Source organism: Desulfovibrio desulfopostgatei (genome assembly GCF_053570645.1).
This window is the reverse complement of record NZ_JBRBQS010000002.1, coordinates 673,650-688,145: the sequence shown is the minus strand read 5'-3', so window position 1 is coordinate 688,145 and position 14,496 is coordinate 673,650. Positions and strand designations below refer to the sequence as shown.

Below are 14,496 nucleotides of genomic sequence, written 5' to 3'. Positions count from 1 at the left end.
GCACAGCCAAAGTATCGTATATCAGAGCATCTGCCAGATCAGCCCGACAAGCCCGCTCAACCCTACCAGCGCGTGCATGGAGAGCTTGAAACGCACCAAGGCCACAAGCGACACCAGCGCAACGCCAACGGCAAACGCATCAAATCCCGTTGCCGGGAAAAAGGTGTTCCACGCAAAAAATACCCCGATTTTGAGGATAACGCCCACAACAGCAGCGGATATTCCCGTCAGCGCGGCATTGAGTTTTTTGTTGGCTGTAATGGCCTCGATGTAGGGCGCACCGGCAAATATAAACATAAAACTCGGCAAAAACGTGGTAAAGGTGGTGAGCAGCCCGCCCAGAATGCCTGCTGTCATAGGCGTCAGGCCTCCGGGCTGATTCCATGCGGCGATAAAACCCACAAACTGCGTTACCATGATCAACGGGCCGGGGGTTGTTTCCGCAAGGCCAAGACCCAGCAGCATCTCCGTTTCCGTAAGCCAGCCCAGATTGACCGCGTGCTCAACAATGTAGGCAATCACGGCATACGCGCCGCCAAAGGTCACAAAGGTGGCCTTGGTAAAGAATATGGGTATCTGGGAAAGTATATCGCCCATGCTCCGCCATGCAAAAACGGGCAGAATCACAGCCATCCAGATTACGGTGAATATCCCCACCACCTTGAAAAGATGGGACAAAGGCGGCAGATTGGTGAAAGATTCCAGCGCGTCAGTCAGGCATTCATTTGTTCCCGGCTTTTTCTGGCAAAAAATGTCTGGGCGCAGTTTGCCAAGGATGACCCCTGCCACACCTGCCAGCAAAACAATCACCGGAAAGGATACACCCAGAAACTGCCCAAGTACAAACGAGCCGCCAGCAAATGCGTACAGTGCTGGGTGCTTGAGTGATTTTTTTGAAAGCCGGATAAGCGCTTCAATCACAATGGCCACAACGGCGGCGGCGATTCCGTGAAAAATCCCGGCCACAAAGGGAACCTGCCCCTTGGCGGATGCCAGCCATGAAAGAAAGAGCATCAGAATCACCGAGGGGAACAAAAAGCACAGCCCGGCAATGGTTCCGCCCCAGTAGCCGTTGAGCCGCCAGCCTATGTATACAGCCAGTTGATGCGCTTCAGGCCCCGGCAAGAGCATGCAGAAATTGAGCGCCCGCAAAAACACTTTTTCGCTGATCCAGGCCCTGCCATCCACCAGATTTTTATGCATCATGGCGATCTGCCCGGCAGGCCCGCCAAAATTGATGAAGCCGAGCTTGAACCAGTAAAGGAATGCTTCCCGCAAAGTAACCTGAGGCGTTGTTTCCTTTTCGCTCATGGCTTTCCTTTTATTATCAGTTTGTTGCAAGTAAATTTTGCGGGCTAACCGCCATCGGGCAAATGCATGTCAGGTTTTTTAATACAGTACTATTCGCACTGTTGCAGATCAATCACGTGCGGACACCGTGTACAAAAATACCGGAACAGGCAGAAAAATAATAATAGCCACCAAAGGAAACCTTGAAAAATGTTTCGTCTGATAACCAGCAGAAGTTGATGCAAATACGACAAAAGGCCGTCCAACCGGGCGGCCTTTTACTGGTCTGGATTTATGGGATTGCGCCTAGCCCTGACGTTTCATCTCGCCAATCAGATGCTGAAGCGTTTGCGACTGCTGCGCCAGATCAGCTACTGCACTGGAAGCCTGCTCCATGGCCTGAGCTGTTTCAGAAGAAATTGTAGCCACCTGTTCCACAGAGCGGTTGATTTCTTCACTGGCGGCAGACTGCTGCTCGCTGGCAGTGGCAATGGATTGCACCTGATCGTTCACAAGCTGCACACACTCGAGAATATTTTTCAACGATTCACCCGACTGCACGGAGAGCTTTGTGGCAGCTTCAATGGATTCGCCAGTGAACTCCACGCTCTGAATGTTTTTCTTTGTGCCTTCCTGAATTTCCTTGATGGCCCGGCCCACTTCCTGCGTTGCCGTCATGGTTTTTTCTGCCAGCTTGCGCACTTCGTCCGCCACCACGGCAAAACCACGGCCAGCATCGCCCGCGCGCGCAGCCTCAATGGCGGCGTTAAGCGCAAGCAGGTTGGTCTGGTCGGCAATGTCGGCAATAACGCCCATTACCTGCCCGATGCTCTCAGCCTGTTTGCCAAGGGCATCCATATCCTGCTTGAGGGCCAGCGACTGCGTGTGCACGGTGCTTATGCCCTTTACGGCTTCATTGACTATCTGCGAGCCTTCAATGGCCTGCTTTCTGGCATTGTTTGAAACATCCGCAGCCTGCTGGGCGTTTCTGGCAACTTCCAGCACAGTGGCGTTCATTTCTTCCATGGCAGTTGCGGTTTCGCGCACACGAGCGGACTGTTCGTCCGCGCCACGGCTCGACTGCTCAACCTGGGCGGAAAGTTCCTCGGAAGCGGAAGTTACGATTTCTACCACTCCTTCAAGCTGGTGGGCAGCCTGAAGCATGCCCTCGGCCTTGGCGCGCTCGGCCTGACGGCGGGCTTCTTCCGCATCGGCAGTGGCCTTTTGGGCGCGCTCGGATTCTTCTTTGGCCTGCTGGCTCTTTTGATCAGCCTCCGCAATTTTGCCCTTCAGGGTAGCCACCATCTGCTTCATCGCGCCAAAAACGCCGATCTCAGGCCGTGCAGGATTAAACTTTGCCTCCAGATCCCCGCCCGCAATCTGCAAGGCAAGTTCTGAGAGCGAGGCAGGTTCGTCGCCAAGCTGGCGCAGCATGTTACGCGAAAGAAAATACCCCACGCCAAGGCCCACCAAAACTGACAGCAGCACACCAATAATGGTTATCATCCGTGCGCGTTCGTACTCCTGCATGCTTTTGGCGCTCAGTTCCTGCGCAAACTCCAGCTTTTTTTGACCTATGTCCTGCAAAAGATCAGCCAGCTTTTTCGCCAGCCCACGCCCGGTGGTGGACGAAATTTCCTGCGCCTTTTCATTCATGGCAGGATCGGTAGTGCTACCCAGTTCAACAACCTTGTTATGCACTGTACGCCATTCGCTGAGCAGGCCGTTCAGTTCGGCAAGCAGCTTGCGGGCGCTCTCGGTCATAAAATAGCGCGGCAGTTCATTGTGGTATTTATCCAGCACCACATATTCTTTTTGCAGATTATTCAGGGCAAAGCGGTTGCCCTCTTCCGTCGTACTGATGATAAGATTTTTTTCTTCCCGGATGATCCGCAATACTTCAATATTTATCATTCGGAGCAAATCCAGCCCCTTCATGTGCATGGAACTCAACTCTTCAACATCAGTCGCCAGATTGCTCAGGCGGCTGACGCCAAACATGCCAATAATGACCGTGAACAGGCACAGGAGCAGACTCAGACCTGCCATCTTCTGCATTGTCGTAATTTTTTGCATAGTTGTATCCTACCCATGCTTATATGAAGAGGTTACATATCTTGAATGCGCTTAGACTATATTTTATTAAACGTACAATACGCAAATTTATTTAGGGTATTTTTTGAATATTCAAAATTTACTTATTCCATAGTATACTAACAATGTATCTAATTTTTATTATAAAAATAATAATTATCACAATATTCGACAGTGTTTCTCAATAAAACTATTATATTTTTTTATTAAACAACAATATTAAGTTCAAATAAAATTAATAAATCATCTACAATACATGTGAATAAACAATATTTTTTTCAAGATGCAACATTATTATACAACTATTTCGTATTTGTGCAAATTATCACAAACTTAAACTTCTATATCAAACCTCTGTAACCCGCATGCGGCAGCTGGAACTGGGCACGTTGTCCGCATATACAGCCATTATCTGTAATAGAGCCGCCAATCAGCCCACCAGAGGCAAAGAAAAGCCGACTGCTCACAACAAGCAGTCGGCTTTTTACAGCGCGTTTAATTGCGGATTACGTGGCGTCAGCCTCAGTATCGCGCACCACTTCAAAAATGGGCGGCAATACGCGAATGGCCTCAATAAGCTGGTAGAGCTGGGTGGCATCGCGCACTTCAACGGTAATGCGCAGCTTGGCACGTCCATCCACCTGATTGTCCATGTTCAGGCCAATAATGTTGACGCCGTTGCGCGCCATGACCTCGGCAACCTTGGCCAGAACGCCCTGTTCGTTCTTGGCAATAATGAATATGCCTGCTGCGTAGGGCTTTTCTTCCATGCCGTCCCAATGCACGGAAATAAGACGCTCCGGCTCCATATTGGCAACATTGGGGCAGTCGGCACGGTGTACGCTGATACCAAGCCCACGGCTGATGTAGCCGATAATGGGATCGCCCGGCACCGGGTTGCAGCACTTGGCAAAGCGCATGAGCACGCCGTCCACGCCGGAAATGCCCACGCCCTCGCCCTTGCGGGAGGCAGCTTCCTTGCTTTCCTTTACGGTGGGAGTGGCGGGTTCCGCAGCAGTGGCGGCCTCGGGGTGCAGCACCGCATACAGTTTGTTGAGCACCTTGCGCGGTGTGGTGTGGGCATAGCCCACGGCGGCAACCAGATCATCCACGCTGTCAAAATTCATTTCCTGGGCCACAATGGCCAGATGCCCGTCCTTGGTGGCCTTGCCCACGTTCAGGCTGACCTTGCGGCCTTCTTTTTCCAGCAGTTCGCGACCAAGGGTCACGGCGTGGGTGCGTTCTTCCGTGCGCAGATAGTGCTGAATACGGCTGCGCGCCTTGGCTGTTTTGACAATCTTGAGCCAGTCGCGGTTGGGATTGCGCGCCGGGTCGGTGAGGATTTCCACCACGTCGCCGTTTTTCAGCTCCGTGCCAAGGGGCATGAGGCGGCCATTGATTTTTGCGCCGCTGCAATGCTGACCCACCTTGGTGTGGATCACAAAGGCAAAGTCCAGCGGTGTAGCGCCTTCGGGCAGTTCCTTAACATCGCCAGCCGGGGTGTAGATGTAGACCTCGTCCTTGAACAGATCCATTTTCAGCGAGTGCATGAACTCGCGGGAATCTGTTTCTTCACTCTGGCGCTCAAAAATTTCACGCAGCCATGCAAACTGCTCAAGGTCTTTACTGTTGACGCGGCCTTTTTCCTTGTACAGCCAGTGGGCGGCAACGCCGTGTTCGGCCTGCCTGTGCATCTCCTCGGTGCGTATCTGGATTTCAATACGCTCGCCTTCCGGCCCGATGACCGTGGTGTGCAGGCTCTGGTAGCCGTTGGTCTTGGGCATCGAAATGTAGTCTTTAAAACGCCCGTGCACGGGCCGCCACTGCGAGTGCACAAGCCCCAGCACGGCGTAACAGTCCTTGATATCCTGCACCAGCACGCGAAAGGCCATGATGTCGTGCATTTCGTCCAGTGTCATGGACTGGGCCTGCATCTTTTTATAGATGCTGTGCTTGTGCTTGATGCGCCCGTAAACCTGCCCGGTGATGCCGTTTGATTCCAGCAGATCCTGAATCAGGCCCACAACCTTGCCGATGATCTGCTTTTCCACAACCTGATGGTTGTCCAGCCAGTGATCGATCTGGTTGTAAATGTCGGGCCGCATGTATTTGAAGCTCAGGTCTTCCAGGTCGCGCTTCATCACGTACAAACCCAGGCGGTTGGCCAGGGGCGCGTAGATATCCATGGTTTCCTGGGCAATGCGCTTCTGTTTATGACTTTTCTGAAAGTCCAGCGTGCGCATATTGTGCAGGCGGTCAGCCAGTTTGACCATGAGAACCCGCATGTCGTGGCTCATGGCCAGGATCATCTTGCGGATATTCTCCGCCTGGGCTTCTTCCTTGTTCTCAAAGGTGATCTGGCTGATTTTGGTAACGCCATCGACGATATCGGCCACTTCTTCGCCAAAATTTTCGTCCAGCTCTTCAATGGTGGCCTTGGTGTCTTCTACTGTGTCGTGCAGCAGGCCAGCGGCAATGGTGGGTTCGTCAAAACCCATGCCCGCCAGAATGCTGGCAACTGCCAGAGGGTGGGAAAGGTACGGCTCGCCCGAAAGGCGGGTTTGCCCCGCATGGGCGGTGGCGGCAAACACATACGCCTTCTGGATCAGCTCCAGATCCGCGTTCGGGTTGCCAGCCGAAACCTTATCGAGAATTTCCTGAATACGAATCATGCGTAACGTCCACCCACAGCGTAAAAAAATATCTTCAACCAGTTCTGGAACTATGTTCCGACTAAAGCGGCCTTGTCAACGCCGAGGGCAGCCGAATTGCAGGCCAAAGCCCACAAACACAGCGGCCCCGGCTGGACAACCAGCCAGGGCCTGTTCAAATCCGCGTGGTCTGAATATGCGCCTGCAAGCCAGCAGGCAAGAGCAAAAAAGCTGCCCCGTTCCCGGTGCGAGCGCTTAGGGCTGCATCTGCGTATGCTGCAAGGCTTTGGGAATCCACCATTTTTCAAAATTATACATTATACCCGCCAGTGCGGGTTCTATGCCCTGAAACCGCCGCTGCACCACAGGCAGGGCATAGGGCACAAACAAAAAGCAGTAGGGCTGCTCCGCATCAAATATTTCCTGGATGCGATAGTACAGCTCTGCGCGCTTTTTCTGATCGGGCGTGGACTGCGCTTCTTCAAGCAGCTTGTCCACCTCGGGATTGCGGTAGTGGGTAAAATTCAGCCCGCCCTCAAAGGTCTGGGATGAATGCCATACAGAAAACAGGTCAGGATCCTGCGGTATTGTCCAGCCCAGCAGCACGGCGTCAAACCGCCCCTTGTTGACAAACTCGCGGATAAAGGCCGCCCACTCCACGGTGCGGATACGCACGTCAATGCCCACCTCGCGCAGTTGCGACTGCATGACGGTAGCCGCAAGAATGCGCTGCTCGTTGCCCTGATTGGTCAGGATGGTAAAGGCCAGCGGCTGGCCGTCGCGATCAAGCAGGCCATCGCCGTCATGATCGGCAAAGCCCGCCTCGGCCAGCAGGGCGCGCGCGGCGGCAATGTTTCTGGGCATGGGTTTAAGGCCAGGATGGTACGGCCACGAGCCGGGCTTGAACGGCCCAAAAGCCGGAACGCCCTGCCCCAGCAAAACGCCCTTGATGAGGCCCTCGCGGTCGATAGCCATGGAAATGGCCCGCCGCACCCGCACATCCTTGAAAAACGGATGCTCCAGGTTAAAGCCGAGGAAAATATACACCGAGGCGATGTAGCGGAATTTATGGAATCTGCTCTGCCATTCCGGGCCAGAGGTCTGCCTCAGGTATTGCAGGGGCGAAAGATCCATCACGTCCAGTCTGCCCGCCCGGGTTTCCATAAACATGGTAGCGTTGTCGGGAATGATCCTGTACACCACTTCGTCAATGCGCGGCTTGCCCGCAAAATAGGTGGGCGATGCCTCCAGCACTATGCGGCTCCCCGGCTCCCACGACTTGAGCCGATACGGCCCGGCCCCCATGGGCTTGCGCGCAAAAGGCGTGGAACGGATGTTCTGCCCTTCCAGAATATGTTTGGGCAAAATGGGGTTCATCCAGGTGGATACCGCCCGCGCAAAAAACTGGTCATAGCGCACTTCAAACGTATAGCGGTCAATGACCCGCAGATCCTTGATACGCAAAAAATCCTCGGCATAAGGGCTGCCGGTGGCAGGGTCTGCCGCCAGCTTGCAGGTAAAAGCCACATCTTCGGCGGTCAGCTCCTGCCCGTCCTCCCACAATATGCCCTTGCGCAGGGTAAAACGCATGCGTTTGCCGCCGTCTTCCATGCTCCACGATTCCGCAGCCCACGGCTCGGGCTGTAAATCCTTGTTATAACGCAGCGGCGCCGTGTAGATGAGGTCTGCAACCTCATGCGAGGCGGAGTCTGACGTGAGGTAGGGAATAAGATTCGAAGCCTCGCCAATGGTGCCAAAAAATATGCTGCCGCCCGAAGCCGGGGGGCCAGCCGGGCTGACGGCCGCACCCGAGGGGGCAAGGCCGGTTTCTTCCGGCAGATCACCCGCAGAATTGGCGCAAAAAGCTGATGATGCACAAATGCACAGTAAAGCACATGAAATTGTGACCCAACGAATCCACTTTTTCCCGTAAAATCGGGTGGCCCGTTGGGCTGATATTGATTCCAACATATTGATTGCGCGCTCAAAATTTATTTTTTTCATAAAAGTCACACTTCATATTGCTTTCGCCCCCCAACCTGTGCTATTTATCGCAAACGTCATAACATCGCTCCGTTTCTGGAATTTTCCAGAAATTTCAACGGAGTATTTTTGGGGAACCCATGAGTCGATCTGAACAGAGCGTCGTTCGCGAAATGTGCCAGACTTTCCTGCACGATAGTGTGCCGGAATACATCCGCGACGCCGCCTACTATATCCTGTCCGAAGGTGAGGTGCAAAAAATAAATATCCAGGAGGGCGAAACCTGGGACGTCCAAGGCGTCATCCAGGGCGAAGACCTGCAGGTCTTCACGCCGAGCCTGAGCCTCACCATTACGGATCGCAGCACCCGCCACCAGTGCAACTGCTCTGATGCGTTCTCAGGCATCTGCCGCCATGTGGCAGCACTTGCCTTGCGCCTTGTGGAAGAACTGCGCAAGGAACAGGGCGACCCGGAAGAAACCCCGCCTCCCAGCACCGACTGGAAGCAGAGCTTCCGCAACTTTTTTTCTACCGACATGGAACCGGAACCAGGCCGCCACTATCTCATATTCCGCTTTGAACCGGAACAGGGGCGTCTGCTGGTTTCCTTTTTCCGTGGGCGGCAGAACAAATCCGGGCTTTCCAGCGTGCACAACGAGGTAACGCTGGATCAGATCATCCAGAACCCCGACTGGTGCGAATTTTCACCCCAGTTGCCGCATGTGGCCCGCCAGATCGGTCAGCACCTCGACTATTACGGGCACCGGGTTGAAATCCCGCAGGGCCTTACTTCATGGTTTTTCTGGTCTGTGCGCAAGGAATATTATCTGCTGTGGAAGGACACTGACAAACCCTGCCGCATCGAGAGCACGCCTTTTGCGCTCAAGCTCAAGCCTATCCTGGACGATTCAGGCTTTCGCTTTGAAGTGCTGCTCAAGCGCGAGGGCCGCCCCCCGCTGCCCATCCGCGCAGGGCGCAGCAATCCCAGCGACCGCAACCCGACCGAGAGCACCGCGCCGGAAGACGCGCCCATCACCTTTCATGGGCAAATGCCCCTGTGGGTCTGCTACCAGCATAATTTCTACCCGGTGCAGACGGGCCTCTATCCCTCGCTGGTGCGCAACCTTATTTACGAACGCCCGGTTGTGCCGCACGAAGAAATTTCCGAATTTCTCGACCGAGTGTGGACGCGCCTGCCAGCCTCGGAACTCTACGAACCACAGCAGTTCCTCAAGCTCATGGAGCCGGTGTTCCAGCCTGCCACCTATAATCCCAAGCTCTTCCTTGATGAAGAAGGCAGCCTGCTGACGCTGGAAATCGACAACGTGTATGAAACGCGCCACGGCGAATTTACACTCAACGGGCCCAACCCCGACTTCCAGACCGGCAGCTACACCTACGAAGGGCAGACCTATCTGGTGCGCCGCCATCAGGACGAAGAAGCCCAGTTGATGAATGAACTGAGCGGTATGGACTTTCAGGCCCGCTCAAGCAAACTGTGGTTCCTTGAGCCGGAAGAAGCCATTGCCTTTCTGCTCGACTCCTACCCCAAGCTGATCGAAAACTACCGCGTCTACGGCGAAAAGGCCCTCTCGCGCTACAAGGTGCGCACGGCTTCTTCCAACATCACGGCGCAGGTGGTCAGCAACGAGAAGGAAAAATGGTTTTCGCTGGACATCAACGTGGAATACGAAGGCCAGAGCCTGCCCCTGGAAAAAATCTGGAAGGCCTGGACCCGAGGCAAGCGCTATGTGCAGTTGAAAGACGGCTCCTATACCAGCCTGCCCGAAGCGTGGCTTGAAAAGCTCTCCCACAAGCTCACGGCTCTGGGGCTCGACCCTTCAAAGCCCCCGCAGCAGAAATTCAAGCAGTTTGAAGCCCCTGTGCTCGACAGCCTGCTGGAAGACCTGCCCGGTGCAGCCACGGACTCCTTCTGGAACAACCTGCGCGAAAAAATCCGCTCGTTCCGCGAGGTGCGGCCCATCACGCCGCCCAAGGCGCTCAACGCCAACCTGCGCAGCTATCAGGTGCAGGGGCTTTCGTATCTCAACTTCCTTTCGGAATACGGGTTCGGCGGTATTCTTGCCGACGAAATGGGCCTTGGCAAAACCGTGCAGACCCTGGCCTTTATCCAGCACATGATTGATGTGCACCATGACGGGCCAAACCTTATTGTGGTGCCCACCTCGGTGCTGCCCAACTGGGAGCGCGAAGCGGAAAAGTTCGTTCCCGGCCTCAAGCGGCTGACCATCTATGGCACCCGCCGCGAAGGTATGTTCAAGCATATTTCCAGCTCGGATCTCATCATCACCACCTACGCGCTGTTGCGGCGCGATCTGGAGGAGATGGAAAAATACGAGTTCAACACCGTTATTCTTGACGAAGCCCAGAACATCAAGAACCCCAACACCATCACAGCCCGCGCCGTGCGCCGCATCAATGCCCGCATGCGCCTGTGCCTCTCGGGTACGCCCATCGAAAACAACCTTTTCGAGCTGTGGTCGTTGTTCGAGTTCCTCATGCCGGGCTTTCTGGGTTCGCAGCACGCCTTCCAGCGGGGCATCGTCAAGCCCATCAAGGACGGCGACGCTGAAACGCTGGACTATCTGCGCACCCGTGTACGTCCCTTCATTCTGCGCCGTACCAAGGCCGAAGTGGCCAAGGATCTGCCGCCCAAGGTGGAAAGCGTCACCTGCTGCGCGCTGGAAGAAGCGCAGGCCGAACTGTACGCAGCCCTGGCCCGCAAGCTGCGCGCCCAGGTGCTGGCCGATGTGGACGAAAAAGGCCTTGCCAAAAGCCAGATGTCCATTCTCGACGCCTTGCTCAAACTGCGCCAGATCTGCTGCCACCCGCGCCTGCTCAAGCTCGACATGCCCGGCTTCTCCAACAACCTGCCTTCTGGCAAGTTCGATGCCTTCAAGGACATGGTCATGGAAATTGTGGAAGGCGGCCACAAGGTGCTCGTCTTCTCGCAGTTTGTGCAGATGCTCCAGATCATCAAGCAGTGGCTGGAATTTTCACAGATTCCCTTCTGCTACCTCGATGGCGCGAGCAAAGACCGTTTCGATCAGGTAGACAAGTTCAACAATACGCCTGAAATCCCGATCTTCCTGATCTCGCTCAAGGCTGGCGGCACGGGCCTCAACCTGACCTCCGCCGACTACGTTATCCACTACGACCCGTGGTGGAACCCCGCCGTGGAAAGTCAGGCCACAGACCGTACCCACCGTATCGGTCAGACCCGTCAGGTCTTTTCCTACAAACTCATCTGCCAGAACACGGTGGAAGAGAAGATTCTCAAATTGCAGGAAGCCAAGCGCGGCGTGGCGGAAGCCATCATTCCCGGTCAGGACACCTGGAAGTCGCTCACGCGTGAAGATCTGGAAATGCTCTTTGACGTGTAGCTTCAAGCTTTGCCCAAATGACATAACAGCAAGGCCCTCTGGTGACAGGGGGCCTTGCTTGCGTTTCGGGCACTCTGCTTCGGGCATGAAAAAACCGCCCCAAAGGCGGTTTAAGAGCCAGAAAAAAGCCATGTGGAGCACGAACCGGGAGACAGTTTCAGCGGCAAGTTGCGTTGCCCTTTCCGCAAAATGCTCTCTGCAAACAGCGGGCTGTTCGCAACACACCCTGCGGTAACCTGCTTCTGAAAAGCTAGGAAAGCACAGCCTTGGCTTCAGCCACACGGGCTTCTTCTTCCCGCCCAAGCTTGCGCAGGGCGCGGGCAAGAGTTTCCCACGCTTCGGGCTTGTCGTGCAGGCCAGCGCTTTTGCGGGCCAGCAGTTCCGCCATGGCCGGATCTTCATTGCTGTCCAGATAGATATTTGCCAGCAGCAACATGGAGGCGGCATCCTGCGGATTGCGTACCAGAGCCTCGTGCAGCAGCTCACGCGCCTCGCCGCCCTTGCGCTGGCGCACAGCCACACGCGCAAGGTGCCTGCGGGCAAGGCTGGGCGCGCCGGGGCGCGCATCCTCAAGGGCTGCGGCTATCTCATAAAAACGCCGGGCCTCGGCCCTTCTGCCGCCCTGTTCGCACAGTTGCCCAAGACGGATGTGGGCAAACTGGTGCTCGGGCGAAACCTTGACGCACTGCCGATAATACCGGGCTGCTGCGCGCTTTTCGCCAAGCCCCTGGCAGACCGTGCCCAGATTGTAGTAAATCTGTTCGGCAAGGGCTTTATCCGGCCCGTGCCGCAGGGCCTCCGTAAAATGCCGCCGGGCTTCGTGCTGCCGCCCAAGGGCCGCCATGCATACGCCAAGGGAATTCCAGGCCATGGCATTGGCCTCGTCAGCCAGCAGCGCAAGTTTGTATTCTTCCACCGCGCCAAAAACATCGCCGAGGCTGTACCGCCTGTCGGCGCTAATGTTGAGCGCAAGCGAATTGCACACCCCCACCTTGGGGGCTGGCAACAGCAGGGCGTATTCCAGAGCCTTCAGGGCGCAGTCGGGCATTTCACCCCTTCGGAACTGAAGGAAGGGATAACCCGCAAGGCCCACAGAAGCCGAAATGCCACGGCTGCTCAGTTCACCACACACTCCCTCGTACAGAGACACAAGGGCTTGCGCTTCCACATCCGGATGGAAAAATATCAGACTGTTGCTGCCGTAGCGTCCAGCCATCGGCTGCGGCAGGTTCTGCGCCTTGCCAAGGGCATCACGCCACACGCTGAGGGCTGTTTCAATAATCCCCTGCCGGTTCGCGGCATCGTGCATGCCGTCCAGCGGAGCGGCATCCGGATGCGCGGCATCGCCCGCATCAGAATTGCCCGGTTCCAGCCGCAGCAGGCAAAGCGTAAACCGGTTGCGCCGTTCCGCCTCCACGGCAAAACGGTTCAAAAAATCACCGTGACCGCACAAACCGCCAGCACATTCTGCTGGCTGGGGCACGGCAGATGCGGAAGCACCGCACGCAGCAGCGGCGTGTTTGCCACCTTCGGCAGATTCTGCCCTCTGGTTTTGTTCCTGCACGGCCACCGCCGCATCTGGGATGGCAGGGCGCGCGGCGGAAAAATCCTGTTCGTCCAGATCCGGGCTCAAAACGGGCGTCTCACCCAGCAAAGTGAGCCTGTCCCCCACCTCGGGGCGGCAGGTAACGTCAACCAGATGCAGGGCCTCGGCAACGGAATCCGTATCCCGCGTGTGCAGCACCACCAGCTCGCCCTTGTAATGGGGCGAACCGCTTTCCGCCTGTCCCCACAGGGCAAAGCGCATGCCCTCGCGGGCCTTGGCCTGACGTCCGAGGCTAAGCCGCACGCGGCCCAGCGGCAGGGATTCCAGCACCATGCCCCCTTCTTGCAGTATGCGCGCAAAGGGCATAATGCGGCTTTCCACAGCCTGAGCGCCGTCAGCCTCCTGCCCGGCCACATCTGCGGCAAGGCGGGCGCGATCCATGCACAGGCGGGCCTGATCGTGCATCTCCAGGTGCATTTCTGTACCGCGCATATCCTGCGGATACAGCGCATGCCCGGCGCAGAGGCGCGGGTGCACGGGCTTTTTCAACAACGGATAGGGCATGCGCACCGCTTCCATACGCGTCAGTGCTGCACGGGCCAGCTTGTGACAGGCGCCGCGTCCGCTGGCGGGAAAGAGCAGGGCAATCTCCCAGCGGCCCACACGCGCTGCCAGAACATCCGATGGCAGGGCTTCGCGGCAGGCGTCTGCCAGAGCCTTGAGATATTTTTCTGCAAAAGCATGCCCGCCGCGCCGTACCACAGAATCCCCGTTACCAAGACGCAACAGCACAATCCCCATGCACAGCCAGTGCAGGGGCGCGGGGCCGCTTTCTTCCGCGCCCGGCTCTTCCAGGTAGGCCCGCAAGCGCTCTGCGGCATTTTCCATATGCGCAAACAGGGCCTCTTCTGTAGCAAGCCCGGTAACGGAATCCGTGCGCATGGCCTTGGCTCTGGCAAGATTCTCCAGGCAAAGGCCCGCTATGGCAGGCAGAAAAGGCAAAAGGGGCCGGGCCTCGCGCGCCTTGACGCCGTGCAGCATGGCAACGCCAAGCAGATGGTCGTCGCGCCGCAAGGGCAGCAGCAGCCTGCGCTCCCGCGACAGCAACTGCGGCTCTTCGGGCGCGCGGCTGGTGGGAAAATACAGGGCGTGCCCTGAAAAGGACAGGAATGAAGACAATTGTTCACACAACAGGCCTTCCATTTCCATGAGGTCTTCACGCGCGAGTTCGAGCTGCGGGCAGTTTTTTTGCATCTTCAAATTGTAGTGTGGCAAAGGCTGCTTGTCTAGAAAATTTCAAGACAGAGAGTCCCCATCTGTCAGACCATCACGGAAAGGCCTTGCCATTCCAGTTCCATGTCCGGAGCTGCCCGCTGAGGCTAACCTATGCCCGCAACTTGATTTTGCCCCATTGTGCGGCTAAATTTTAAGCGTATTGACTACCGTGGCGGGTAAAACTTTGCCGCTGCCGCGTTGTTAACGCGCCAGGCGCTTGCCTGTGAACACAATCCAAGATAGTATATCCAAA

The 14,496-nt window shown here is 56.1% G+C and carries 6 protein-coding genes; 1 reads left to right on the top strand and 5 read right to left on the bottom strand.

All coding sequences use genetic code 11. The annotated features are described in order from the left end of the window. Nucleotides 1–21 precede the first annotated feature (21 nt). The 4 genes from chrA to ACUZ9Q_RS02985 all read right to left on the bottom strand — a co-directional run bounded on the left by chrA (nucleotide 22) and on the right by ACUZ9Q_RS02985 (nucleotide 8,006). Nucleotides 22–1,311 carry a chromate efflux transporter gene (gene chrA / locus ACUZ9Q_RS03000; RefSeq protein WP_449247299.1) on the bottom strand — a complete coding sequence of 430 codons (1,290 nt, stop codon included), beginning with the start codon at nucleotides 1,309–1,311 and terminating at the stop codon, nucleotides 22–24. A 285-nt stretch (nucleotides 1,312–1,596) separates the two neighbouring features. After that, entirely contained in the window at nucleotides 1,597–3,366 is a 1,770-nt protein-coding gene (locus ACUZ9Q_RS02995) for a methyl-accepting chemotaxis protein (protein WP_449247298.1), read from the bottom strand. A 524-nt stretch (nucleotides 3,367–3,890) separates the two neighbouring features. Further along, entirely contained in the window at nucleotides 3,891–6,056 is a 2,166-nt protein-coding gene (locus ACUZ9Q_RS02990; RefSeq protein ID WP_192112485.1) for a RelA/SpoT family protein, read from the bottom strand. A gap of 234 nt (nucleotides 6,057–6,290) precedes the next feature. Beyond that, nucleotides 6,291–8,006: a peptide-binding protein gene (locus ACUZ9Q_RS02985; protein ID WP_227118577.1), complete on the bottom strand. Its 1,716-nt coding sequence runs from the start codon at nucleotides 8,004–8,006 to the stop codon at nucleotides 6,291–6,293. A 152-nt stretch (nucleotides 8,007–8,158) separates the two neighbouring features. Here ACUZ9Q_RS02985 and ACUZ9Q_RS02980 point away from each other — a divergent pair, with 152 nt between their 5' ends. Further along, nucleotides 8,159–11,422, top strand: a complete 3,264-nt coding sequence (locus ACUZ9Q_RS02980) for a DEAD/DEAH box helicase (RefSeq protein WP_296935164.1) — start codon at nucleotides 8,159–8,161, stop codon at nucleotides 11,420–11,422. Nucleotides 11,423–11,672: 250 nt separating this feature from the next. On the opposite strand, the gene ACUZ9Q_RS02975 is transcribed toward ACUZ9Q_RS02980, so the two are convergent. After that, nucleotides 11,673–14,222, bottom strand: a complete 2,550-nt coding sequence (locus tag ACUZ9Q_RS02975) for a tetratricopeptide repeat protein (RefSeq protein WP_449247297.1) — start codon at nucleotides 14,220–14,222, stop codon at nucleotides 11,673–11,675. Nucleotides 14,223–14,496 lie beyond the last annotated feature (274 nt).

Coding starts and splice junctions, on each gene's coding strand:
- chrA (WP_449247299.1), bottom strand. CDS start 1,311: ATGAGCGAAAAGGAAACAACGCCTCAGGTTACTTTGCGGGAAGCATTC.
- ACUZ9Q_RS02995 (WP_449247298.1), bottom strand. CDS start 3,366: ATGCAAAAAATTACGACAATGCAGAAGATGGCAGGTCTGAGTCTGCTC.
- ACUZ9Q_RS02990 (WP_192112485.1), bottom strand. CDS start 6,056: ATGATTCGTATTCAGGAAATTCTCGATAAGGTTTCGGCTGGCAACCCG.
- ACUZ9Q_RS02975 (WP_449247297.1), bottom strand. CDS start 14,222: ATGCAAAAAAACTGCCCGCAGCTCGAACTCGCGCGTGAAGACCTCATG.
- ACUZ9Q_RS02980 (WP_296935164.1), top strand. CDS start 8,159: ATGAGTCGATCTGAACAGAGCGTCGTTCGCGAAATGTGCCAGACTTTC.
- ACUZ9Q_RS02985 (WP_227118577.1), bottom strand. CDS start 8,006: ATGTTGGAATCAATATCAGCCCAACGGGCCACCCGATTTTACGGGAAA.